Annotated in this window: 24 protein-coding genes; 17 read left to right on the top strand and 7 right to left on the bottom strand. The window is 62.8% G+C overall.

What is annotated here, in order from left to right; all coding sequences use genetic code 11:
- Positions 1-107 precede the first annotated feature (107 nt).
- On the top strand, positions 108-1,004 hold the full coding sequence (locus WFM45_RS13175; protein ID WP_336955984.1) for an endonuclease/exonuclease/phosphatase family protein: 897 nt from the start codon (positions 108-110) through the stop codon (positions 1,002-1,004).
- A 27-nt stretch (positions 1,005-1,031) separates the two neighbouring features.
- Here WFM45_RS13175 and pdxR (WFM45_RS13170) read toward each other — a convergent pair whose 3' ends face one another.
- A complete protein-coding gene (pdxR, locus tag WFM45_RS13170; RefSeq protein WP_336955982.1) occupies positions 1,032-2,465 on the bottom strand; it encodes a MocR-like pyridoxine biosynthesis transcription factor PdxR in 1,434 nt (477 codons plus the stop codon).
- 93 nt (positions 2,466-2,558) lie between these two features.
- Here pdxR (WFM45_RS13170) and WFM45_RS13165 point away from each other — a divergent pair, with 93 nt between their 5' ends.
- A complete protein-coding gene (locus WFM45_RS13165) occupies positions 2,559-3,014 on the top strand; it encodes a rhodanese-like domain-containing protein (protein WP_099981927.1) in 456 nt (151 codons plus the stop codon).
- Positions 3,015-3,018: 4 nt separating this feature from the next.
- On the opposite strand, the gene flk is transcribed toward WFM45_RS13165, so the two are convergent.
- Entirely contained in the window at positions 3,019-4,047 is a 1,029-nt protein-coding gene (gene flk, locus WFM45_RS13160) for a flagella biosynthesis regulator Flk (protein ID WP_261239178.1), read from the bottom strand.
- Between the two features lie 205 nt (positions 4,048-4,252).
- Here flk and WFM45_RS13155 point away from each other — a divergent pair, with 205 nt between their 5' ends.
- From WFM45_RS13155 to WFM45_RS13140, 4 genes are read left to right on the top strand one after another with little or no spacing between them, the layout of a single operon-like run.
- On the top strand, positions 4,253-4,615 hold the full coding sequence (locus WFM45_RS13155) for a hypothetical protein (RefSeq protein WP_048324536.1): 363 nt from the start codon (positions 4,253-4,255) through the stop codon (positions 4,613-4,615).
- 49 nt (positions 4,616-4,664) lie between these two features.
- Positions 4,665-6,701 (top strand): protein-disulfide reductase DsbD family protein, encoded by a 2,037-nt coding sequence (locus tag WFM45_RS13150; RefSeq protein ID WP_336955977.1) that lies wholly within the window; start codon positions 4,665-4,667, stop codon positions 6,699-6,701.
- Entirely contained in the window at positions 6,698-7,414 is a 717-nt protein-coding gene (locus tag WFM45_RS13145) for a DsbA family protein (protein ID WP_004936169.1), read from the top strand. The genes WFM45_RS13150 and WFM45_RS13145 overlap by 4 nt, the downstream gene beginning before the upstream one ends.
- Positions 7,407-7,907 (top strand): protein disulfide oxidoreductase, encoded by a 501-nt coding sequence (locus WFM45_RS13140; RefSeq protein ID WP_004936168.1) that lies wholly within the window; start codon positions 7,407-7,409, stop codon positions 7,905-7,907. Before WFM45_RS13145 ends, WFM45_RS13140 begins: the two co-directional genes overlap by 8 nt.
- Here the strand turns inward: WFM45_RS13140 and pdxR (WFM45_RS13135) are convergent.
- A complete protein-coding gene (gene pdxR / locus WFM45_RS13135) occupies positions 7,904-9,370 on the bottom strand; it encodes a MocR-like pyridoxine biosynthesis transcription factor PdxR (RefSeq protein ID WP_004936165.1) in 1,467 nt (488 codons plus the stop codon). The two genes, WFM45_RS13140 and pdxR (WFM45_RS13135), sit on opposite strands and share 4 nt — an antisense overlap.
- A gap of 172 nt (positions 9,371-9,542) precedes the next feature.
- On the opposite strand from pdxR (WFM45_RS13135), the gene WFM45_RS13130 reads away from it, so the two are divergent.
- Entirely contained in the window at positions 9,543-10,538 is a 996-nt protein-coding gene (locus tag WFM45_RS13130; protein WP_336955973.1) for a DMT family transporter, read from the top strand.
- Positions 10,539-10,694: 156 nt separating this feature from the next.
- A complete protein-coding gene (locus tag WFM45_RS13125) occupies positions 10,695-11,324 on the top strand; it encodes a CatB-related O-acetyltransferase (protein WP_082996551.1) in 630 nt (209 codons plus the stop codon).
- 34 nt (positions 11,325-11,358) lie between these two features.
- Here the strand turns inward: WFM45_RS13125 and WFM45_RS13120 are convergent, their stop codons facing one another.
- From WFM45_RS13120 to WFM45_RS13110, 3 genes are read right to left on the bottom strand one after another with little or no spacing between them, the layout of a single operon-like run.
- Positions 11,359-12,876 carry a tripartite tricarboxylate transporter permease gene (locus WFM45_RS13120; protein ID WP_082996552.1) on the bottom strand — a complete coding sequence of 506 codons (1,518 nt, stop codon included), beginning with the start codon at positions 12,874-12,876 and terminating at the stop codon, positions 11,359-11,361.
- Between the two features lie 11 nt (positions 12,877-12,887).
- Complete coding sequence (locus tag WFM45_RS13115; RefSeq protein ID WP_048324522.1) at positions 12,888-13,319, bottom strand: tripartite tricarboxylate transporter TctB family protein; 432 nt, start codon at positions 13,317-13,319, stop codon at positions 12,888-12,890.
- A 15-nt stretch (positions 13,320-13,334) separates the two neighbouring features.
- Positions 13,335-14,315 (bottom strand): Bug family tripartite tricarboxylate transporter substrate binding protein, encoded by a 981-nt coding sequence (locus WFM45_RS13110; protein ID WP_015378599.1) that lies wholly within the window; start codon positions 14,313-14,315, stop codon positions 13,335-13,337.
- 360 nt (positions 14,316-14,675) lie between these two features.
- Here WFM45_RS13110 and WFM45_RS13105 point away from each other — a divergent pair, with 360 nt between their 5' ends.
- From WFM45_RS13105 to WFM45_RS13095, 3 genes are all read left to right on the top strand, one after another.
- Positions 14,676-14,921, top strand: coding sequence for a hypothetical protein (locus WFM45_RS13105; RefSeq protein WP_229705507.1), 246 nt, complete (start codon positions 14,676-14,678; stop codon positions 14,919-14,921).
- A 167-nt stretch (positions 14,922-15,088) separates the two neighbouring features.
- On the top strand, positions 15,089-15,763 hold the full coding sequence (tctD, locus tag WFM45_RS13100) for a transcriptional regulator TctD (protein ID WP_004936146.1): 675 nt from the start codon (positions 15,089-15,091) through the stop codon (positions 15,761-15,763).
- Positions 15,750-17,168, top strand: coding sequence for a sensor histidine kinase (locus WFM45_RS13095; RefSeq protein ID WP_004936144.1), 1,419 nt, complete (start codon positions 15,750-15,752; stop codon positions 17,166-17,168). The genes tctD and WFM45_RS13095 overlap by 14 nt, the downstream gene beginning before the upstream one ends.
- Here the strand turns inward: WFM45_RS13095 and WFM45_RS13090 are convergent.
- Positions 17,165-18,085 (bottom strand): DMT family transporter, encoded by a 921-nt coding sequence (locus WFM45_RS13090; protein ID WP_004936141.1) that lies wholly within the window; start codon positions 18,083-18,085, stop codon positions 17,165-17,167. The genes WFM45_RS13095 and WFM45_RS13090 overlap by 4 nt on opposite strands.
- A 117-nt stretch (positions 18,086-18,202) precedes the next feature.
- Between WFM45_RS13090 and WFM45_RS13085 the strand changes: the two genes are divergently transcribed.
- From WFM45_RS13085 to accD, 6 genes are all read left to right on the top strand, one after another.
- Positions 18,203-18,976 (top strand): AraC family transcriptional regulator, encoded by a 774-nt coding sequence (locus WFM45_RS13085; protein WP_049189233.1) that lies wholly within the window; start codon positions 18,203-18,205, stop codon positions 18,974-18,976.
- 53 nt (positions 18,977-19,029) lie between these two features.
- Entirely contained in the window at positions 19,030-20,151 is a 1,122-nt protein-coding gene (pdxB, locus tag WFM45_RS13080) for a 4-phosphoerythronate dehydrogenase PdxB (protein ID WP_166730209.1), read from the top strand.
- A gap of 110 nt (positions 20,152-20,261) precedes the next feature.
- A complete protein-coding gene (locus WFM45_RS13075) occupies positions 20,262-21,272 on the top strand; it encodes an aspartate-semialdehyde dehydrogenase (RefSeq protein WP_015378594.1) in 1,011 nt (336 codons plus the stop codon).
- On the top strand, positions 21,272-22,093 hold the full coding sequence (truA, locus tag WFM45_RS13070) for a tRNA pseudouridine(38-40) synthase TruA (protein WP_004936132.1): 822 nt from the start codon (positions 21,272-21,274) through the stop codon (positions 22,091-22,093). Before WFM45_RS13075 ends, truA begins: the two co-directional genes overlap by 1 nt.
- Before the next feature lie 77 nt (positions 22,094-22,170).
- Positions 22,171-22,833, top strand: coding sequence for a DedA family protein (locus WFM45_RS13065; protein ID WP_336955962.1), 663 nt, complete (start codon positions 22,171-22,173; stop codon positions 22,831-22,833).
- 232 nt (positions 22,834-23,065) lie between these two features.
- Positions 23,066-23,974 carry an acetyl-CoA carboxylase, carboxyltransferase subunit beta gene (accD, locus tag WFM45_RS13060; protein ID WP_004936126.1) on the top strand — a complete coding sequence of 303 codons (909 nt, stop codon included), beginning with the start codon at positions 23,066-23,068 and terminating at the stop codon, positions 23,972-23,974.
- The last annotated feature ends 157 nt before the right edge of the window (positions 23,975-24,131 follow it).

The following is a 24,131-nucleotide window of genomic DNA, read 5'->3' as shown; positions in this document are numbered from 1 at the left end:
ATAGCGGTGCAACTAGGAAATAGTCGCAGGTTTCTGCGGCAAAATCGGTGTTAGCTGTGGGCCAGGAAGCGCCCACATAACACTTATCTGTCCCCCAAGGAGAATTCATGCACACCGGTCACGCTCTGCTTATCACCTTACTGTCCCTGGGCATCTCTCACAGCGCCTGGTCGTCTGCCGATACCGGGCACGCCAACAGCAACGCCAACAGCCGCGAAGTGGCCAGCGCGTTGGGCGGCCTGAAGAACAAAACCTACGAACTGGAGCAGGCGCCGAAGATCCGCGTCGCCAGCTTCAATATCGCCGCCGGCAAGGTCAGCGACATGACCGCCATCGCCAAGGCGATTCGCGCGATGAATGTCGATGTGGTGGCGCTGCAGGAGGTGGATAAACTCACCGCCCGCAGCGGGCGGGTCGATCAGGCGGCGGAACTGGCGAAACTGACCGGCATGCAGGCGGTGTTCGGCCGGGCGATCGATTTCGACGGCGGTGAATACGGCCTGGCGTTTCTCTCGAAGTATCCGCTGCACGACGCCGTGATCTATTCGCTGCCGTCCGGCCAGCGCGAGCAGCGCATCGCCTTCAGCGCCAAGGTCGATGTGCCGGAGTTCCCGACGCCGATCACCCTGTTCAACACCCACCTCGATACCAAGGAAGATCCGACGATGCGTCTGGATCAGGTGCGGGAGCTGAACGATCGCACCATCGAAGTGCGTGGCATCAAGCTGCTGTTCGGCGATATGAACGATGTGCCGGGCAGCGTCACCTGGCTGGAGCTGAGCCGCTATTGGAACGATATCATGCCCAACGGGCAGGACGGCCGCAGCTGGCCGGCGGAAAACGCCGAGATCAAGGTGGATTACATCTTTACCGGCAACGCGCAGCGCTGGCATCTGGACAGCCTGACGGTGCCGAACGCCAGCGGCGACTGGAATGGTATTCACTGGCCGGCGGTGAGCGATCACCTGCCGCTGGTGGCGGAGATGCGCCTGACCGAACAATAAGCCGATCGGCGTCCCATTGGAGCCAGGCTAAGCCACGGTGATCCGCGCCAGCCGCTCGACGGCGCAGCGGATCTCGCCCGGCGTCAGGGCCGAAAAGCCCAGCAGCCACCCGTCGCGCTGCGCCTGAACCGTTTGGTATTGCGTTGTTAACCCGGGCGTAAGGATGCCGAGCCGCCGCGCCTGCCGGCTGAGGGCCGCCTCCTGGCCGGGCGGCAGCCAGACGCTGAGCTGCAGGCCGCCGGTGGCGGGAGCGGGGGTGGCGAAGTGGTCGAGTTTTTCGCGTACTGCCGCCAGCAACACATCGCGCCGGCTATGGTAGAGTTGGCGCATGTAGCGGATATGCGCGGCGAAGTGCCCCTGGTGGATGAATTCGGCGGTGACCGCCTGCATCAGCTGCGCGCTGTGGCCGTCATACACCGTGCGTGCGGTGACGAACGCTTCAACCAGCGTGGGCGGTACGATCAGGTACGCCAACCGCAGCGAAGGGAACAGCGATTTGGAGAAGGTGCCGAGGTACAGCACCCGGCCACGGCGATCCAGACCCTGCATCGCCGGTATCGGCAGGCCGTCGTAATGAAACTCGCTGTCGTAATCGTCCTCAATGATCCAGGCCTGCTGCTTTTCCGCCAGCGTCAGCAGTGCCAAGCGGCGCGCCAGGCTGAGCGCTGCGCCGGTCGGGTATTGGTGCGAGGGCGTCAGATAAATCAAACGCGGCTCGGGCAAGGAGGGCTCAGCACGCAGGCCGTCGCCGTCTACCGCCACCGGCGTCAGGGCGGCGCCGGCGCTGATAAAGGCGTTTCTCGCCCCGGCGTAACCCGGTTCTTCCATCCAGACGCTGTCGCCGCTGTCCAGCAGCAACGTGGCGATCAGCTGCAGCGCCTGCTGTGAACTGGTCAGCACGATAACCTGGTTTGCATCGCAGATTACGCCGCGCGTTTGGTTGACGTGGGCAGCAATCGCTTCACGCAGCGGCAAATAGCCCTGCGGGTCGCCGTAGCGCAGCAGGCTTTCTCCCTGTAGCCGCAGGCGCTGTGCGGTCAGTTGCTTCCACAAGGCTAGCGGAAACGCGCGCAGATCCGGCGAGCCGGCGGCAAACGCCTGTGGCTGCTGCGGATCGCGGCAGCCGCCGGTTTGCACGATCTGTTGGCCGCGTTGCGAAAGGCGCGGCATGGCGGTGCGGGGCGGCGGCGGCGGCGATTTGGCGATGCGGATAGCCACAAATGTGCCCTGGCCGACGCGGCGCTGCAAATACCCCTCTGCCTCCAACTGGCCGTACGCTGCTTCGACGGTCACCCTTGAGAGTTTCAGATCCCCAGCCAGCACTCGGCTGGAGGGCAGGCGTTGCCCAATGTTCAATGCGCCGTGGTGGATGGCCTGCCGCAATGCCGCACAAAGACGTTCGCGCAGCGTGCCGACGGCCAGGGGCGATTGCTGAAACAGCGTGATCAGCGTGTGCCGCATAATGGGTCTTATCATCTGTGGATAATGGGTATCAATCATAAGACCAAAATGGGGCACTATTGTCATCTGTCTTGATGCACGGGAGTAAGTGATATGTCGAAAGAATCATTGGTGCTGGTTTTTCCGCCGGCGGCGCCGGAAGAAAGCCTGGCCTATCTGGCGGCTAAACTGAGCCGCTATGCGGATGCCTGGGATGTGGCGGAAGATCTGCGCAATGGCGTGGACGGGATGGTGGTGATCGACACCCGCGCGGAGGCGCTGTACGCCGCCGGGCATATCCCCGGTGCGCTCAGTTTGCCGCATCGCCTGATGGATGAAGCCGGCACGGCGCAGCTGGATCGCCGGAAAGTGTATGTGACCTACTGCGACGGCATTGGCTGCAACGGATCCACCAAAGGTGCTTACAAGCTGGCGAAACTGGGATTCAGGGTGAAGGAGCTGATCGGCGGGCTGGACTTCTGGCTGCGTGATGGCCATCCATTGGCCATCGGAGAACAGCCGGGATCGCTGCGCGATCGGGTGGCTGCTGAGGACTGCGGCTGCGCCTGAGGCGTTAAAACACCAGCGCCAGCACGACCGCCAACGCCAACAGCAGCAGGATCAGCGCTACGGCCGGCTTGCTCAGCGCTTTTTGCAGCGGCAGAGGCAAGGCGGCGATCAGCGGGTTGAGCAGCGGCTGCGGTTCGACAGGGTGGCTGGCGATCGGCTGCGCCTGGCCGGCTTTATCCAGACGGCGGGCAAACAGCTGATGAATGGCGTCGCTCATTTGCGGATGCGTCAGCGGCGCATTGGCGCCGCAGTTGAAGCGCGCCTGGCAATAGTCGTTCATCTGCTGCAGTTCTCGCTCGTCCGCCGGCTGCTTGAGCGCCGCCAGCAGGTTGTTCAGCGTCGGCGCGTTCTGCGGGCTGAGCGCCACCTTCACCTGTAAAAACTGGTTCAGCAGCTGGAAGTGGCGCGCCGGCAGCGGATCGTTGGTTTTCACGCCCGCCAGATCGAACAGCGTTTGCCAGATTTTAGCCGGCGCTTCGCCGGTGGCGGCGCTGAGTTTGGTGATCTGCTGCTGCAGGCTTTGATGCTCTGCGGGCAGCAGCGGGCGATCGCTGGTGGCGGTTTGCTGCGGCTGGGGAATGGTCAGGCCGCCGGTCTGCAACAGATTAAGTACCTGTTGCAATTGCGGTGGGCTCAGTTGGCTCAACACCGTATGGCCGAACTGCTGGCGAATAAAGTCGCTGACCGCCTGGCGGTTATTGCCCTGCGGCAGCAATTCGGCCAGCTGTTGCAGCAGTTGGCGCCCGGCATGGTTTTGTTGCGCCTGCGTCAGGCGCGTTTGCAGCAGCTGTTCCGCCGGTTGAAAATGGCGCGCCAGCAGTTCGCCGCCTTTGTCGGCGCCGAGATCGTGACGCAGAGACGCCCAGATCTCCGCCGATTTGACCGGGCTGAGCGTCATGATTTTCACGATCAGTTTTTCCAGCGTCGTGCGCTGCGCCGGAGAGAGGGGTTGATCGTCAGTGGCCGCCGTTTTGCCCGGGGAGGGGGGGCGTTCGCCGGCGATTGGGGTGCCCGGCCCACTCAAAGGTTGCATATCACCAGTCCTTCGCTGTGTATCCCCGCAGAATGCCTGGAGGAGAGAATCGTCATCATACCCGGCGAAAAGCGCAGGCTTACCCACTATGATACCTGTAAATCGCCGCCATCAATACCGCCGCTCAGACATTTCTTTACCGACAAAACGTTGCTAATCGCGTCTGCGCCGCTAAGATAACCCCAGATCTGAACATGAGGATGGCATGGTTAAACGGCAGCGGATTGCAAAATGGTTTTTATGCCTGGCTTGCCTGGTGGTGCTGACGTGCATGACCCAGCGCATGGCGGGCCTGCATGCGCTGCAGCAAACGCTGGGGATCCCGGCCGCCACCGCCGTTCAATCCGGCGATGAAGCCGCCGAAGCGCAGCCGACGCCCTGTGAGCTGAGCGCCAAGTCATTGCTGGCCGCGCCGCCGGTGATGTTCGAAGCCATGCTGTTCGGGCTGGGTCTGCTGCTGGCGCTGTTGGCGCCGACCATTGCCGCGCGTCTGCGCATTCCTCCTCCTCGCGCCATTTCTCCGCCCACCCTCAGGGTGCACCTTCGATTATGCGTCTTCCGTGAATGAGTTAATCGCCCGTTTTTCGTGGTGAATTAATCATTTATGGAGAATTAACATGTTGAAAATCATCAGGCTGGCCTGCGCTTGCCTGTTTATGCTGTGGCTGCCTGCCTTGCAGGCGGCGGACAGCGGCTGGCTGCAAAATCCGGCCAACGATCATGCCAAGGTGCGGCTGCGCGCCGACACGTCACAGCCGGGGGAGACCCGCCTGCTGCTGTCGGTCGAGCTGCAAAAAGGCTGGAAAACCTATTGGCGCTCTCCGGGCGAAGGCGGCATCGCGCCGGCTATCGTCTGGCAAGGCAACCCACCGCCGGCGACCTGGCACTGGCCGACGCCGCAGCGTTTCGAGGTGGCCGGCATTTCCACCCAGGGCTATCACGATCGGGTCACGTTGCCGATCGTTATGTCAGGCCAGGTATCCGGCCCGCTGGCGGGTACGCTGACGCTGTCTACCTGCAGCAACGTTTGCATTCTGACCGACTACCCGTTCAGTCTGGATCTGACGGCGCCGAACGATCCGCAGTTTAATCACGATTTCGCGCAGGCGATGGGGCAGGTGCCGATCGCCGCCGGGTTGGCGGAAAGCGTCAAGGCCGGGTATCGCAGCGGCGAGCTGCAGATTTCCGCCGAACGCGCCGCCGGCTGGCAACAGCCTGCGCTGTTCTTCGATACGCTGGCGGATGCCGATCTCGGCAAGCCGCAGGTTGAAACCGACGGCGATCAGCTGTTGGCGCGAGTCCCGGTCAGCGATGGCTGGGGCGATGCGGCGCCGGACCTGCGCGGAAAAACGCTGACGCTGGTGATCGACGACGGCGGCATGGCGCAGCAGATTACGCTGCCGATTGGCGATCCGTTGGCCGCGCCCGCCGGTGCGGCGTTCCCGTTGTGGCAGGCGGTATTGATGGCGCTGGCGGGTGGGGTGATCCTCAACCTGATGCCGTGCGTGCTGCCGGTGCTGGGCATCAAGCTCGGCTCCATCCTGCAGGTGGAGCGGCGCGATCGGCGCAGCGTGCGTTTGCAGTTTCTGGCGTCATCGCTGGGCATCGTCGCCTCGTTTATGGCGCTGGCTCTGCTGATGACGCTGCTGCGGCTCGGCAACCACGCGCTCGGCTGGGGCATTCAGTTCCAGAATCCGTGGTTTATCGGCTTTATGGTGCTGGTGACGCTGCTGTTCAGCGCCAACCTGTTCGGCCTGTTCCATTTGCGTCTCTCGTCCGATCTGAATACCTCGCTGGCGACCCATAACGGGCGCGGTCTGAGCGGCCATTTCTGGCAGGGCGCGTTCGCCACGCTGCTGGCGACGCCGTGCTCGGCGCCGTTTCTCGGCACGGCGGTGGCCTTCGCGCTGGCGGCGTCGCTGCCGGTGCTGTGGGGCATGTTCATCGCGCTTGGCATCGGCATGAGCCTGCCGTGGCTGCTGATCGCCGCCTGGCCGTCGTTGGCGCTGCGATTGCCGCGCCCCGGCCGCTGGATGAATACCGTCAAGCTGGCGATGGGGCTGCTGATGCTGGCGTCGTCGCTGTGGCTGCTGAGCCTGCTGAGCAACCATATCGGCGCGCAGGCCACGCTGTGGCTGGGGGCGTTGGCGCTGCTGGCGTTGCTGCTGGCGGTGTGGCGCCAACAGGGGGCACGCTTGGCGGCCAAGCTGGCGGCAGGCACTGTGGTGCTGGCGGGCGTGGTTCTGCTGGCCGGATCGCTGACCGCCGGCCTGTGGCGCCAACCGTTGCAGGATCGGGTGCAGTGGCAACCGCTGAGCGAGCAAGCGATCGCCGAGGCGCTGGCGCAGCATAAGCGGGTGTTCGTCGACGTGACAGCCGACTGGTGCGTGACCTGTAAAGCCAACAAATTCAATGTGCTGCTGCGTGATGACGTACAGCGCGCGCTGAGCGCCGGCGATGTGGTCGCGCTGCGCGGCGACTGGAGCCGCCCGTCGGCCGACATCAGCGCCTTCCTGCAAAAGCGCGGCAGCGTCGCCGTGCCTTTCAACCAAGTCTATGGCCCCGGCAGCCCGGACGGCGAGGTGTTATCCCCGCTGTTGACCCGTGACGCCGTGCTGCAAACGCTTTCCCATGCCAAAGGAACCGAACAATGAAAAAACTACTGATTTTACTGATGATCATCGCCGCCCCGGCGTGGGCCGCCGAGCCTTTCACCCCGGCGCAAGAGGCGCGTATCAAAGAGATGATCCGCGAAACGCTGGTGTCCAACCCGGACATTCTGGCGCAGGCGGTGGACGCCTGGCAGCAGCAAACCGCCGGCGAGCAAATCAGCCAGGCTATCAAGCAGAATGCCAAAACGCTGTACCAGGATCCGGCCAGCCCACGTCTGGGCGCCGCTAACCCCAAACTGACGCTGGTGACCTTTACCGACTATAACTGCCCGTACTGCAAGCGTTTTGATCCGATGCTGGAGAAGATCGTCAAGCAATACCCGGATGTGGCGCTGGTGGTGAAGCTGCTGCCGTTCAAGGGCGAAAGCTCGGTCAGTTCGGCGCGCGTGGCGCTCACCACCTGGCAGCAGCACCCGGATCAATTCTGGGCCCTGCACCAGCGGCTGATGGCGAAAAAGGGCTTCCACGACAATGCCAGCATCGCCGCCGCGCAAGAGAAAACCGGCGTCAAGGCGGTGGCGCCCAGCGAACAGAGCATGACCACGCTGCGCACCAATATGGCGTTGGCGGAGCAATTGGGCGTGCAGGGGACGCCGGCGACGCTGATCGGCGATCGGATGTTGCCGGGGGCGGTGTCGTATGAAGAGCTGGAAGCGATGGTGAAACAGCAGCTGGCGAAGGCCAAAAATGGCTAAGCTCAGGCGCTGGGGGCGCGAGTTGTTGCTGCTGGCGCTGATCGCGCTGGCGGTGGTGACGGTGATGGATTGGCTGAACGCGCCGCAGGCGCCGCCAGCCTTCGATGCTCAGACGCTGACCACGCTGGACGGCGAGAAGGTGTCGTTGGCGCAGCTCAGCCACGATCGGCCGCTGCTGGTTTATTTCTGGGCCAGCTGGTGCGGCGTTTGCCGCTTCACCACGCCGGACGTCGCCCGCTTGCAGGCGGCGGGCGGCAACGTGCTGACCGTCGCGCTGCGCTCGGGCGACGATGCCCAGGTGAAGCAGTGGCTGGCGCGCAAACGGCTGGCGCTGCCGGTGGTCAACGATCCGGCCGGCGTGCTGTCGGCGCAGTGGCGGATTGGCGTCACGCCGACCTTCGTGGTGATCTCGCAGGGCAAGGTGGTGCAAAGCACCACCGGCTGGACCAGCTACTGGGGGATGAAGCTGCGGCTGTGGTGGGCCGCCGTCTAACCGGCGTTTTTCTCCGTTATTACCTCCTCAATCGCCCGGCACAGCCGGGCGATACCTTCTTCAATCTGCGGCGGCGAGTTGGCGGCAAAGTTCAGCCGCAGGCCGTGTGCGCCCAGCTGTTCCTGCGCATAGAAGCATTCACCGCGCGCGAAGGTGACGCCGTACCGCCAGGCCACCGGCATCAGCTCGGCGGTGGTCACCGCCTCCGGCAGCGTCAGCCAGATAAACAATCCCCCCAGCGGCGTTTCGAAGCGGCACCCCGGCGGCAGCCGATGTTGCAACGCGTCGATCATGACTTCCAGATGCAGGCGGTAGACGCGTCCGGCGCGCCGCAGCTGCTTGTCGTAACGGCCGACGGTGACGAACGCGTCCAGCGCCCGCTGGATCAGGCTGGAACTGGTGAAGCTGTCGACGTGTTTCAGCCTGGCGAAACGCTGATAGTGTTCGCTGTCCGCCACCAGATAGCCGATGCGCATGCTGGGCAGCAGCATCTTGGAGAAGGTGCTGACGTAGATCACCGCGCCCGGCTGCGCCAGCGCTCGCAGCGACGGCAGCTGTTTGCCCTGATAACGCAGATCGCCGACGAAGTCGTCCTCCAGGATCACCACGCCGGCCTGTTGGGCGATCGCCAGCAGGCGCCGCCGGCGGGCCTCGCTCAGGCAGCGGCCGGTCGGGTTGTGGAAGTTGGGGATGGTGTAGATCAGTTTAGGGCGGTGGCGTTCCAGCAGTTCGGGCAGTCGATCGACCAGCATGCCGTGGCGATCGCCGGGCACGGAGACGATATTGATGCGGTGCTGGCGCAGCAGGCCCAGCGCTTCGGCGTAGGTCGGCTCTTCGACGATCACCGTATCACCCGGCGCCAGCAGGCTTTGCACCACCAGACTGATGGCATGCTGTGAACCGTTGGTGATCAGCACCTGTTCGGCCTGCGTGGGGATGCCCTGGGCGCTGAGAATGCGGCTCAGCGTATCGCGCAGCGGGTAGTAGCCGCAGTATTCGCCGTAGCTGAAGGCTTCTTCCGCGTGGCGGCTGAGCACCGACAGCAGCACTTTGCGAAACGCCTCCAGCGGAAATATCTTGGGGCTGCCGACGCCGGCGGCGAAGTTGATCAGCCCCTCCGGCAGCGGGGCGTCGGCGTAGCCGTCCAGCCGCGAGGTGAGGGTGGTGAAGCTCTCCAGCGGGAAAGGGGCGTTGCTGGTCGGCCGGGCCGGGCGCGTTTGCGCCTGCGGGTGCGCGACATAGGCGCCGCTGCCGCGCCGCTGGTGCAAAAAGCCCTTGGCCGCCAGTTCGGCATAGGCGTTATCCACCGTCAAACGGCTGACCGCCAATTCGGCAGCCAGCGTGCGTGTCGAGGGCAGCTTGTCGCCATCCACGAACACGCCGGTGAGGATGGCGCGCCGCAGCGCTTCTTCGATCTGCAAATACAGCGGAACGTCCTGTTCGCGATCTAACGGGATGTGCATGCGAAATTGGCCCGGTTAAGGAGATGGTTTTTTACTATACCCCATGTCAACAGGGCTTCAAGCGCAGAAAAGTGGCCTGTATGACAACGCCGAAAAGTGGCTATAGTGGGAAAAAATGGCCGCGTTACACTGTGCGCCTGAGCATTTATGTCGCCATTTTCCCGAGGATCTCATGTCATTACCGTCAGGCGTTTCCGCCCGGCCGGCGTTGCCCGGCGCGCGCCTCTTGCAGGGCAGCCACCAGGGTTACATCATCGCCATTATCAGCGCCATGCTGCTGGCCTTTACCGCCATCATCATCCGCGCGCTGACCGAGTACTATCAGCTGCCGACCTTCGTGCTGGCGTTCTGGCGCGCGGCGCTGGTGGCGCTGGTGCTGTTGCCGCTGCTGTTGCTGGTGAAACCGCAGTGGGCGCGTCTGCGCCGTGAGCAGGTGGTATTCTACGCGCTTTACGGGCTGCTGCTGGCGCTGTTCAACAGCCTGTGGACGCTGTCGGTAGCGCTGAATGGCGCGTCGGTGGCGACCATACTGACCTACTGTTCGGTGGGCTTTACCGTGTTCCTCGGCTGGGTGATGTACAGCGAGCGTCTGACGCTGCGCCAACTGCTGGTGATCGCCATCAGCCTGGGCGGTTGCTTCCTGGTCAGCAACGGCGACAGCATGGGGAACAGCCACTTCGATTTGCTGGGGCTGCTGGTAGGGATGCTGTCGGGCATCGGCTATACCCTGTATACCCTCGGCGGGCGGGTGGCCAGCGAACGCGGCTATCCGGTGTGGAACACCATTCTGTACGTGTTCGGTTTTTCGGCGTTGTATCAGCTGGCGTTCAATGCGGCGCTGACGGCGTTCCCGTTGGCGGCGTTCCACGGCATGGCCGGCGATTTGTGGTTCCTGTCGCACGGCGCGCAAGGCATCCAGTGGAGCGGCTGGTTGTTGCTGCTGGCATTGGCCGCCGGGCCGACGCTGTTGGGCTTCGGGTTGTATAACATCAGCCTGAAAACGCTGCCGCTGGCGGTGGCCAACCTGATCCTGTCGCTGGAGCTGGTGTTCACCGCGGTGATCGCCTATTTCCTGCTGGGGGAAAGCATGAATCAGCTGCAGCTGCTGGGCAGCGCATTGGTGATGGGCGGGGTGCTGCTGTTGAAAAGCAAGACCGCCGAGGCGTGATCGGTTACCCTTGTGCCTCGCAAGGGAGGCACTAATGATGAATAACCCGAGATTGAAACGAGCGCTTATCGCTTGAATGGCCGTGTTGAGTGAACGACAACACGGCCACAGACACTCCGTTCCGTGGCTTTTATTCCGGTAACAAGAGAATACGCCATGTCCGAAAAACACTGGTCCCAAACCGAACTGTTGCATCAGACGGTGACCAACCCGAATATCATTGTCAAAGGCACCCACAGCTACTACAGCGACTGCTGGGATAGCGGCTTCGAACGCTCGGTGGTGCGCTATCTGCACGGCGACGCGGTCAGCCGCCAATGGCAGCCGCTGGGCGAAATAGATCGCCTGCTGATCGGCGATTATGTGTGCATCGCGGCCGAAGCGGTGATCCTGATGGGCGGTAATCACACCCATCGCATCGACTGGCTGAGCCTATACCCGTTTATGGCAACCATCAAGCAGGCATACCGTCCCAAAGGCGATACCCGGCTGGGTGACGGCTGCTGGATCGGCATGCGGGCGATGCTGATGCCGGGGATCTCGATAGGCGAGGGGGCGATCGTCGCCGCCGGCAGCGTGGTGGCCGGCGATGTTGCGCCTTATGCCATCGTCGGCGGTAACCCGGCGAGGTTTATCCGTTGGCGGTTCGCGCCGGAAGTCATTGCACGGTTGCTTGCCTTGCGCCTCTATGACTTGTCCGAGGCGGAGTTTGCGGCGATCCAGCCGTTGCTTGCCGATAACGATATCGGGGCGTTGGAAAGAAGAATGGCGGCCTTAGGCCGTTAAACATAACGGGCGGGGGATCCCCGCCCGTTTCGCGTTACTCGGCCTTGGCCTCGGTCGCCGGTTGGCGGCGTTTGCGCATCAGGCGCAGCAGCGGCGGCAGCGCCAGCACGGCCACCGCCAGCACCAGCAGCGTTTGCGCGATGCTGCTGCTCCACAGAATGCCGAACTCGCCGTTGCTGATCGACAGCGCGCGGCGCAGGTTTTGTTCCAGCATCTCACCCAGCACAAAGCCCAGAATCAGCGGCGACATCGGGAAATGCATTTTCCGCAGAATGTAGCCGAACACGCCCAACCCGACCATCAACAGCAGGTCGAAGGTGGTGCTGTGCACCGCATAAACCCCCACCGCCGAAACCGCGGCGATCGCCGGCACCAGGAACCACAGCGGGATGGTCAGCATGCGGGTGAACAGACCGACCAGCGGCAGGTTCATGATCAACAAAATGACGTTGGCGATCAGCAGCGCGGCGATCAGCCCCCAGACGATATCCGGCTGTTCGGTGAACATCGCCGGGCCGGGGGTGATGTTGTACAGCGTCAGCGCGCCCATCATCACCGCCGTGGTGCCGGAACCCGGCACCCCCAGCGTCAGCATCGGAATGAACGAACCGCAGGCCGAGGCGTTGTTGGCCGCTTCCGGCGCTGCTACGCCGCGGATATCGCCCTTGCCGAAGGTATCGCTGTTGCCGCTGATTTTCTTCTCGGTCATGTAGGTCAGCGCGCTGGCGATAGTGGCGCCGGCGCCCGGCAGAATGCCGACGAAGAAACCGATCACCGACGAACGCAGGGTCGGACCCGCGCACTGCGCCGCCTCTTTGCGGTTGAACAGCAACCGGCCGGTTTTACGCACCAGCTTTTGCCCGGCGCTGGTGCTTTCCAGCATCAACAGGATTTCGCTGACCGAGAACAGGCCGATCACCACCACGATAAACTGCACGCCGTCGGAGAGGTGCACGCTGTCGAAGGTAAAGCGGTAAACGCCGGTGTTGGCGTCGACGCCCACCGTCGCCAGCCCCAGGCCGATCAGCGCCGCCAGCAGCGATTTCAGCGGGTTCTGGCTCATCATGCTGCCGAGGCAGGCGATGGCGAACACCATCAGGGCGAAATATTCCGCCGGGCCGAAGGCCAGCGACCAGCGTGCCAGCAGCGGCGCGAACAGGATGATGCCGCCGATGGCGATCATCGAGCCGACGAACGAGCTGACCGCCGAGATGGACAGCGCCACGCCGGCGCGCCCCTGCTGCGCCATCGGGTAGCCGTCCAGCGCGGTCATGATCGCCGCCGCGTCGCCCGGCACGTTGAGCAGAATCGACGAGATGCGCCCGCCGTATTCGCAGCCGATATACACCGTCGCCAGCAGGATCAGCGCCGATTCGGCCGGCAGTTTGAGGGCGAACGCCAGCGGCAGCAGGATCGCCACGCCGTTGATCGGCCCCAGCCCCGGCAACAGGCCGACGATGGTGCCGACGAAGCAGCCGATCAGGGCGATAATCAGGTTCTGCGGCACCAGCGCCACTTCAAACCCTTGGGTCAAATACATCCAGGTATCCATCATCGCTCCCGTTAGCTCAGCCAGGCGCCGAGCGGCAGTGTGACATCGAGAAGTTGGTCAAAGGCGTAGTACAACGCTGCGCCCATGATGACGCCGGAGATGGCCGCCGCCGGCAGGCTGGCCTGAAACAACAGGCCGATGCTGAACGTCAGCAGCGCGGTCGCCAGCGGGAAGCCGAGCCATTCAAAGCCCCAGGCATACAGCACCAGGGTGATCACCAGCACCAGCAGCCGCTGCAACACCTTGCTGTGCGGCCACTCCACCGCCTGCGGGCGGCGCAGCAACAGCAGGGCCGCGCACAGCGCCATCAGGCTGAGGATCGCCAGTGGGAACGGGCGCGGCCCCAGCGGTTCATAGCTGTATTCGCTCTGGATGCCCCAGCCGATGAACAGCCCGCCGATACACAGCAGCAGCCAAAAACCGGCAAAAATACGATCGCTCATGGTTTTCCCCTGCGGTTATTTGGCCAGGCCGAACACTTTCGCCTGCTCACGGTATTGGGCAACCTGGTTCTTCACGTAGGCGTCCAGCTCTTTGCCGGTCAGGTTGAATTCGAACAGGCCGCGCAGATCGCGCTGCTGTTTGAATTCGTCGGTCGCCATCATTTTCTGGAAGGTGTCGATCCACCACTGATACTCTTCATCGCTGACTTTCGGCCCGACGTAGAAGCCGCGAATGATCGGCCACACCAGGCTGTATCCCTGCTCTTTGGCGGTCGGAATGTCGGCCAGCTGGCCCGGCAGACGTTGCTCGGCATACACCGCCAGCACGCGGATCTTGTCGCCCTGCAGGTAAGGCACCATCTCGCTCAGGTCACCGGAAACCGCCTGAATATGGTTGCCCAGCAGCGCGGTGACCGGCTCGCCGCCGCCTTCGAACGCCACGTAGCGCATCTTGCGCGGATCCACGCCGACTTCACGCGCCAGCAGCGCGGTTTTCATCCAGTCCTGGCTGCCGATGGAGGCGCCGGCGCCGAACACCACGCTGTTGGGATCTTTTTGGAAAGCGTCCATCAGGTCTTTCAGGGTTTTGTAAGGCGAGTCGGCGCGCACTGCGATCATGCCGTAGTCGGTGCCGACCGCCGCCAGCCATCTCACGTCGTCCACGTTGTAGCGGCCGAACTTGCCCTGGGCCAGATTGAGCAGCGAGCCGCCGGAGAAGGCCACCACGGTGCCGAACTCCGCCGGGCGCTGCGCGACGATGGCGTTGTAGGCCACCGCGCCGACGCCGCCGGGCATATAGGTGACGCGCATCGGTTTATCGATGGCCTTGGTATCCTGCAGCGACACCTGAATCAGTTTGCAGGTCAGATCGAAGCCGCCGCCGGGTTTGGCCGGCGCAATGCATTCGGTGCGTTTGGGCGCTTCTGCGGCAAAGGACTGAGAGGCCGCCAGCAACAGGGCGGCGGCGGTAAAGGTTCGGGTCATTATTTTTTTCATTGTGACTTGCCCTCGGTATTGTTCTGGTTGTGAAATCCCGCCGGGTGCGGTTGCGGGATTGTTAAAACAACAACCTTTCATTTACCTTTCAGTGGCCGGAAAAGTTTCCAGTCTGTGATTAGGGTCTCTTGTCGCCAGCGAATGGCGGGTGCGCTACCATAGAAACGAGGGCAAGAACAGGGCGCTAAACCGGCCAAAATCCTGCGTAATATCAGGTTTGCCGTTCTGCTTTTGCGATAAAATCATGATCAGTGAAATGAATAGAGACGCAGTAATATGTTTTCGTTAGGGAAATTGTTTGGTGGCAGGGACAGCGCCAAAGTATGCGCAATTAAACGGTTGCCTGAGGTCTACGCCGAGATGGCGGGAGAAAGCGGGCAGTGTCGTTTGAAGCGCCTGCGCGCCGAGGTTGGCGTGTTTGAGCTGCATTTCGTCAACGCTGACGGTGAAAAGTATGCCTGTCAGATGACCGCCTGCGTGACCGGCATCGATCTGGTGTTTGCCGCCAACAACCGCTCCGTGCTGGTTTCTTCGCCGTTTACCGCCGACAAGCTGCGCCCGGTGCTGGACATTGCCGTTGCCGATAGCCCCATTCCGCTGATCTGACGCCGCCCTGCGATCGCGCTCCATACGCATAATTGTGTGCCAGCTCCCAAAACTGGCGGCGCGGCGCTCTTTTATCCCCTTATTTTCCATGCCATCCTTTGTTATCAGCCTGTTAACGGACGCCGTGTCGGCGCCAGGTTGTTCAGGTAAATCAATGGAATGGGAACATGCGACTGTTATTGGTTGAAGATCACCCCGAGCTGTCTCACTGGTTGCAAAAGGCGCTGACCGGCGCCGGGTTTGCCGTCGACGTCGCCCCGGACGGCGTGGCGGCCGATCATCTGTTGCTCAACGAGCGTTATGCGCTGGCGGTGTTGGATGTGGCGTTGCCGCGTTTGAACGGCCTGGATTTGCTGGCGCGCCTGCGCAAGCGCGGGCAGGATCTGCCGGTGCTGTTGCTGACGGCGCGCACCGACGTGGCCGATCGGGTAAGGGGCCTGAATCTGGGGGCGGACGATTACCTCACCAAGCCGTTCGAATTGGACGAGCTGGAAGCGCGCATTCGGGCGCTGCTGCGCCGCAGCGTCGGCGCCCCGCAGCCGGCGTTGCAGTACGGCGCGTTGACCTACCATGACGAAGGTTATTTTCTGCTGGAGAGCAAGCCGCTGGCGCTGACGCCGCGCGAACTGGCGGTGTTGACCGCGCTGATGCATCGGCGCGGCCGCCCGGTGGCCAAACAACAGCTGTTCGAGCAGGTGTTTACGCTGTCGGACGAGGCCAATCCGGAGAGCATCGAGCTTTACGTACACCGCCTGCGGAAAAAGCTGCAGGGCAGCGACGTGGCGATCGTCACGCTGCGCGGTCTGGGCTACAGCCTGGAGCTCTGCAATGCGGTGGTTTAACGCCCCGCGTTCGCTGTTCTATCAACTGCTGCTGTTTTTTGGCCTGCCGCTGCTGGCGTTGGGCGGTATCTCCATCTACACCCACTATTTCAGCGCCATGAGCGCCGCCACATTGGCTTACGATCGCACGCTGCTGGCGTCGGCGCGCACCGTGGCGGAGCGACTGGTGGTGCGCGAAGGCAAGCTGGCGGTCGATGTGCCCTATGTGGTGCTCGACAGCTTCGAGCGCAACATGAACGATCAGCTGTATTACGAGGTGATTTCGCCGCAGGGAAAAAGCATCTCGGGCTATGACGATTTGCCGTCGCTGCCGCCCCATATCCCGCGCTCCACGCTCTACCCGGCGCTGGTGCATTTTTACGATGCGGAATACCTCGGCCGGCCGATCCGCGTGGCGGCGCTGTTTCAGCCGGTCAACGAGTCGGGGGTGAGCGGCATGGCGACCATTTTGGTGGCGGAAACCCTGGAGTCGCGCCGTTACCTGGCGCGGCAGATGATGATCGCGGCGCTGCTGAGCCAGGGCACGGTGGTGGTGTTGACCCTGATCCTGGCGTTCGCGCTGCTCAAGCGGGTGTTGAAGCCGATGCGTAAACTCTCCGGCATCATGCTGCGGCGCGATCCGGGCGAACTGACGCCCTTGCCGCGGGTATTGCCGTGGTCGGAGATGCAGCCGCTGCTGGTGGCGTTCAATCGCTATATCGAACGGCTGCGGCTCATGGTGGCGCGTCAGGAACGTTTCAGCGCCGACGCTTCCCACCAGCTGCGCACGCCGCTGGCGGTGTTGAAGACTCAGGTCGGGGTGGCGCTGGCCAGCGATCGGCCGCAGCAGTGGCGCGAAAGCCTGCAGGCGATGAGCGCGACGCTGGACAATACCGTGGCACTGACCGACCGCCTGCTGTATCTCTCACGCCTGAAGGCCAGCGAGCACCAGGCCGAGCGCAAGCTGCAGCCGGTCAACCTGGCGCAGGTGCTGCGCGACGCCTGTTTTTCCCGCTTGCCGCAGGCGCGCAGCAAACAGATCGATCTCGGCTTCGAAGGTGAAGCGGCGTGTCAGGTGGCGGGGGAACCGCTGCTGTTGGCCGAGCTGTGCGCCAACCTGTTGGACAACGCGTTGAAATACACACCGCGTCAGGGCGTGGTCACCGCTCGCCTCACGCAGGAGAAGGCGACGGGGGAAGGCGTGCTGGAGATTGAAGACAGCGGCCCCGGCATCGCCTTGCAGGACAAGGCGCTGGCGCTGCAGCCGTTTCACCGGCTGGACAACGTGGGCGATCAGCCGGGCGCCGGCCTGGGGCTGGCGCTGGTGAAGGATATCACCGCGTATCACGGCACCCGCCCGGAGCTGTTGAGCTCCGCCGCGCTGGGCGGCCTGTTGGTGCGGGTGCGTTTCAGGCTGTTGCCTTAAGCCTGTTCTTTGCAGGACTCGACGTCGGCCGCCGGGGCTTTGGCTTTACGCGTCAGCGGCGTGCGCAGCCGCTGCGACAGGATAACGCCCAGCAGGGTAATGCCGCCGCCGATCAGGTGATAACCGTGCAACTGCTCATGCAGGAACAGCACGGCGATAGCGGCGGTAAACACCGGCGCCAGGTTCATGAAGATCGAGGCGGTGTTGGCGCCCAGGCGCATCACGCCCTGGATCCACAGGAACGGGGCGATGATCGAAGCCGGAATGCCGGCGAACAGCACCAGCGGCAGGTTATGGCCGTTCAAGCCGACATCCTGCGCCATCAGGAAATTAGGCAGCAGCAGCAGCACGCCGAACAGGATTTGCACGTACAGCGATTGCCAGTTCGGCAGCGCGATGGCCCAGCGTTTGGTCAACACGCCATACAGCGCGTAAGAGGCGGTGGCGAGCAGCATCATCAATTCCCCCTTGCCGATACCGTGCTGCAGCAGCACGCCGGGCTGGCCGCCGCTGACCAGCCAGATCAAACCGCCGAAGGAGAGAATACTGCCGAGCAGCACGCCGACGGTCGGCGCAATGCGCAGCAGGACGATGCTGATCAGGATGGTCAGCAGCGGGATCAGCGACACGATGATGCCCATAAACAGCGCGCTGACGCTGTGCGCCGCGTAATAGGCCAGGCTTTGGTACAGCACCATGCCCAGCAAGCCGAGGATCATCAGTTTCCACCAGTTGGCGCGCACCTGCGCCCAATTGCGCAGCACGCCCGGCAGCACGAACGGCGTCAGGGCGATCAGCGCCAGCAGCCAGCGGTAAAGTGAAATGGCCGCCGGATCGATGGCGGTGGCGGAGAGTTTGCTGACGACGGCGTTAATCGACCATATCAGCACGGCCAACAGTGGGAAGAGCATATTCATGATAATTATTCTCAATAACGTCCAACATGCTGGCTAGTCTACGCGTGTCCGGTTTATCATATATAGCGATATCCAGACAAAAATCGGTGTAAACAAGACAAATCACGGGACGAAACCATGCCAGAAATCCGCCATTTCCCTGAGTCGCTGATCCCGGCGCCCAACCCGGTGCAGTTCCGCTGTGAAGAGTTCAACGCGCGCACCGAATTCCAGCCGCACAGCCACACCTGGGGCCAGTTGATGTGGGTCAAAGCCGGGGTGATGGTGCTGCGCATCGGCGGGCAGCGCTTTCTGGCGCCGCCGGAGTTCGTGTTGTGGGCGCCGGCGGGCATCGAACACTCCTGCTACAACCAGCGACTGGCGCAGTGCCGCATGGTGGACATCATGCCGGCGCTGTGCGCCGGCATGCCGGCCGACCCCTGTCTGGTGAGCGTAACGCCCATCTTCCGCGCCATCGCCGAGGATTTCTATGCGCGCAAGCAGTACATCCCACAGGCGGAGGAGGATTTGCGCCTCTGTCAGGTGCTGATCGACCAGTTGCGCCTGTCGCCGCGTCAGCAAACCTATCTGCCGTCGTCGGACGACAAATTTTTGGCGCCGGTGCTGGAAGCGCTGGAGCATTGCCCGGCGGACAACACCTCGCTGGCGACGTGGGCGGCGCGGGTCTACACCACCGAGCGCACGCTGTCGCGCCGCTGCCAGCAGGATCTGGGCATGTCGTTCAGCGAGTGGCGCCAGCGCCTGCGTTTTCTGCATGCCGTGTCGTTGCTCGAGCAGGGCAAAACCGTGCAGGACGTGGCGTTGGACGTCGGCTACAGCTCCGCGTCGGCCTTTATCGTCATGTTCCAGCAGATCGCCGGCACCACCCCTGAGCGCTTTCGCCGTGCCTGATTCAGTGGCACACTATTTCGCAGACCAATAGCCGTAAACCGTCGGAGAACGCAGTGAAAATTCTGGTTGATGAAAATATGCCGTACGCGGCCGAGCTGTTCAGCCGCTTGGGCGACGTGCAGGCGGTGCCGGGGCGTCCGATCCCGCTTGACGCGCTGGCGGATGCCGATGCGCTGATGGTGCGTTCGGTCACCAAGGTCAATGAAGCCCTGTTGGCCGGCAGCCGCATTGGCTTTGTCGGCACCGCCACCGCCGGCACCGATCACGTCGATGACGCCTGGCTGCAACGGCAGGGCATCGGGTTTTCCGCCGCGCCGGGCTGCAACGCCATCGCGGTGGTCGAGTATGTGTTCTCCGCCTTGATGCTGCTGGCCGAACGCGACGGCTTCCACCTGCGGGATAAAACCGTCGGCATCGTCGGCGTGGGCAACGTCGGTTCCCGCTTGGACGCGCGCCTCAAAGCGTTGGGCGTGCGCACGCTGCTGTGCGATCCGCCGCGCGCCGATCGCGGCGACGCCGGGGAGTTCTGGCCGTTGGAGAAGCTGGTGGCCGAGGCCGATGTGCTGACCTTCCATACGCCGCTGAATAAATCCGGCCCTTACCATTCGCTGCATCTGGCGGATGCGGATCTGTTGGCGGCGCTGCCGGACAACCGCATTCTGATCAACGCCTGTCGCGGGCCGGTGGTGGATAACGCCGCGCTGCTGCAGGCGCTGGAAAAGGGCAAAAAGCTGAGCACGGTGCTGGACGTGTGGGAACCGGAGCCGGATCTCGCCTTGCCGCTGCTGGCGCGGGTGGATATCGGCACCGCGCACATCGCCGGGTATACGCTGGAAGGCAAGGCGCGCGGCACCACCCAGGTGTTCGAAGCGTTCAGCCGCCATCTGGGGCAGCCGCAGCAGGTGGCGCTGGCCTCGCTGCTGCCGGTGCCGGAGTTCAGCCAGATCCGCCTCAACGGGCCGCTGGATGAAGCGCGGTTAAAACGATTGATGCACTTGGTGTATGATGTGCGCCGCGATGATGCGCCATTGCGCAAAGTCGCCGGGCAACCGGGCGAATTCGATCGCCTGCGCAAGCACTACCAGGAGCGCCGCGAGTGGTCTTCGCTGGCCGTGCAATGCGATGACAGCGCCAGCGCCGAGCTGCTCGGCAAGCTGGGCTTCAGCGTGGCGTAGGGCGTAAGGTTGTCTTAAGCCAACGCCGCTACAGTGAGCGGTAAAGATTATCGGGCGGTGATTGCACTGCCCGTGTGCTTTTATGAATGAAATACTCTGGAGAAAACCCGATGTCTGACGGCTGGAATATCGCGCTGCTCGGCGCCACTGGCGCGGTAGGTGAAGCGTTGCTGGAATTGTTGCAGGAACGCCAGTTCCCGGTGGGTGAGCTCTATCCTCTGGCAAGCGAACGCAGCGCGGGCGCCAATGTGCGCTTCAACGGCAAGTCTCTTCTGGTGCAAAACGCCGAAGAGTTCGACTGGTCGCAGGCGCAGCTGGCCTTCTTCGTCGCCGGCAGCGACGCTTCCGCGCGCTATGCCGAAGAAGCCGGCAACATGGGCTGCCTGGTGATCGACACCAGCGGCCTGTTCGCCATGGAGCCGGATGTGCCGCTGGTGGTGCCGGGCGTGAACCCGCAGGTGCTGGCGGATTACCGTAACCGCAATATCGTGGCGGTGGCCGACAGCATGGTCAGCCAACTGCTGACGGCGATCAAACCGCTGACCGAACAGGCGGGGCTGTCGCGTCTGCACGTCACCACGCTGATGTCGGTATCGTCGCGCGGCAAGGTGGCGGTGGACGACCTGGCCGGCCAGAGCGCGCGCCTGCTGAACGGCATTCCGGCCGAGGAAGGCGTCTTCGGTAAACAGCTGGCGTTCAACCTGCTGCCGCTTGTCGCCGACGAGCAGGGCAGCGTGCGCGAAGAGCGCCTGATCGTCGATCAGGTGCGCAAGGTGCTGCAGGATGAAGGGCTGCCGATTTCGGTGAGCTGCGTTCAGTCGCCGGTGTTTTATGGCCACGCGCAGGTGGTGCACCTGGAAGCGCTGCGCCCGCTGTCCGCCGAAGAGGCGCGCAGCGAGCTCGAAGAGGTCGAAGATATTCAGCTGAGCGAAGAGGACGATTACCCGACCCAGGTCACCGACGCTTCCGGCAGCGATGCGCTCAGCATCGGCTGCCTGCGTAACGATTACGGCATCCCCGAGCTGCTGCAGTTCTGGACGGTGGCGGACAACGTGCGCTTCGGCGGCGCGTTGATGGCTGTCGAAACCGCCGAGCGTCTGGTGCAGGAGCAGATGTACTGATGTCTGAGGTGGTCTCGCCCGCTCAGCCGACGCTGAAGGTAGCGCTGGGCATCGAATATGACGGCAGCCGTTATTACGGCTGGCAGCGGCAGCAAGAAGTGGCCAGCGTGCAGGAACGCCTGGAGCAGGCGTTGAGCAAGGTGGCGGATGCACCGATTACCGTGCTGTGCGCCGGGCGTACCGACGCCGGGGTGCACGCCACCGGGCAGGTGGTGCACTTCGAAACCACTGCGCGCCGCAAGGACGCCGCCTGGACGATGGGGGTGAATACCCATTTGCCGCCGGATATTGCGGTGCGTTGGGTGAGCCCCGTTGCCGACGATTTTCACGCGCGTTTCAGCGCCACCGCGCGCCGCTACCGCTATATCATTTTCAACCATCGCTACCGGCCGGCGGTGCTGCAGCAGGGGGTAACGCATTTTTATCACCCGCTGGACGCCGATCGCATGCATCGGGCGGCGCAGGCGCTGCTGGGCGAGAACGATTTCACGTCGTTCCGCGCGGTGCAATGCCAGTCGCGCACCCCGTGGCGCTGCGTAAAACACGTTAAGGTTACGCGCTACGGCGAATATATTGTGGTAGATATCAAGGCGAATGCCTTTGTGCATCATATGGTTCGCAACATCGTCGGCAGCCTGATGGAGATCGGCTGTGGCAATCAGGGTGAGAACTGGATGGCCGAGTTGCTGGCGCTGAAGGATCGCAATCTGGCGGCGGCGACGGCGCGAGCCGAGGGGTTGTATCTGGTTGCCGTGGATTACCCTGACCACTTTGGTCTGCCGCGGCCGCCGATGGGGCCGCTGTTTTTGCCCGACGATTAAACGCCGGCACGCCTGAAAGCGTCGCTCCCTGTGCTTCTGCCGGGTGATTGAAACGCCCGGCATCAATGAGAGAATTTATGGACATCATCAAGTTTATTATTGATTTCATTCTGCATATTGATGTGCACTTGGCCGAACTGGTCGCACAATACGGCATGTGGGTCTACGCTATTCTGTTCCTGATCCTGTTTTGTGAAACCGGTCTGGTGGTGACGCCGTTCCTGCCGGGGGATTCTTTGCTGTTCGTCGCCGGCGCGCTGGCGGCGTTGCCGACCAACGATCTGAACGTGCACACCATGGTGGCGTTGATGGTCGTGGCGGCGATCATCGGCGATGCGGTGAACTACACTATCGGGCGGTTGTTCGGCGAGAAGCTGTTCAGCAACCCGAATTCGAAAATTTTCCGCCGCAGCTACCTGGATAAAACACATCAGTTTTATGAGAAGCACGGCGGGAAAACGATTATTCTGGCGCGATTCGTGCCGATCGTGCGTACTTTTGCGCCGTTCGTCGCCGGCATGGGGCATATGTCCTATCGCCACTTCGCCGCCTACAACGTGATTGGCGCACTGGTTTGGGTGCTGCTCTTCACTTATGCTGGCTACCTGTTCGGCGATCTGCCGGTGGTGCAGGAGAACCTGAAACTGTTGATCGTCGGGATCATCATCGTTTCGATTCTGCCGGGCGTGATTGAAATTTGGCGCCACAAGCGCGCGGCCGCCCGCCAGCAAAAACAGTAAAAACATCGCTTAACCTGTCGGTTCGACCAGTTTTTTGTCCACAGCGTCGGGCCGATATGGTTTAATGAGCGACATTATGGTCTGTTCCTGCGAACAACCCTGAAGCCGATGCCTCAGTCGCCGCGCTTGCCGCGCCGCGAACGGGCATTTTTTCATTGGGGTGTTTTCGGGGGGATTGTTAAAGCATGAACAGCGGACTGGCGTGTGCCAGGTTCAAACAGAAAGGTCATCGATGAGCTGGATTGAACGAATTCTTAACAAGAGCAATATCACACAAACCCGTAAGGCGAGCATTCCTGAAGGGGTCTGGACTAAATGCGACAGCTGCGGCCAGGTTCTCTACCGCGCCGAGCTGGAGCGCAATCTGGAAGTGTGCCCGAAGTGCGACCACCACATGCGTATGGGCGCGCGCGCGCGTCTGCATACCCTGCTGGACGAAGGCAGCGAAGTGGAGCTGGGCAGCGATCTGGAGCCGAAGGACGTTCTGAAATTCAAGGATTCCAAGCGCTATAAAGATCGTCTGGTCGCCGCACAGAAAGCGACCGGCGAGAAAGACGCGCTGGTGGTGATGAAGGGCACGCTGTACGGTATGCCGATCGTCGCCGCGTCCTTCGAATTCGCCTTCATCGGCGGCTCGATGTCTTCCGTGGTCGGCGCGCGTTTCGTGCGTGCGGTTGAGCAGGCGCTGGAGGACAACTGTCCGCTGGTGTGCTTCTCCGCCAGCGGCGGCGCGCGTATGCAGGAAGCGCTGATGTCGCTGATGCAGATGGCGAAAACCAGCGCGGCGTTGGCCAAAATGCAGGAGCGCGGCTTGCCGTATATCTCCGTGCTGACCGACCCGACCATGGGCGGTGTCTCCGCCAGCCTGGCGATGCTGGGCGATATCAACATCGCCGAGCCGAAAGCGCTGATCGGTTTTGCCGGCCCGCGCGTTATCGAGCAAACCGTGCGCGAGAAACTGCCACCGGGCTTCCAGCGCAGCGAGTTCCTGATCGAAAAAGGCGCGATCGACATGATCGTTCGCCGTCCGGAAATGCGCCAAACGTTGGCGAGCATTCTGTCCAAGCTGACCAACCAGCCGCAGCCGCATTTCGATGAGGCCGCGCCGGTCATTGAGCCGGAGCAGCAGGCCGACGCCTGAGGCAAAGACAGATCCCGCCCGGGTTCAGCCGCCACTTTGTGGCTAAGTGACGGCTGATGCCCGCTCTCCGCCGGCCGTAGCCTATCCGCTGCGGTTGGCAGGCTGGCGGCAGTCACGAAGCGCATCGCCTTTACCGCGGTGAGGGTGGTGCCCTGAT

Origin of the sequence: Serratia sp. KG1D, assembly GCF_037150675.1 — a bacterium.
Lineage (GTDB): Bacteria > Pseudomonadota > Gammaproteobacteria > Enterobacterales > Enterobacteriaceae > Serratia > Serratia nematodiphila.
This window is presented reverse-complemented; position numbering and strand designations above follow the sequence as displayed.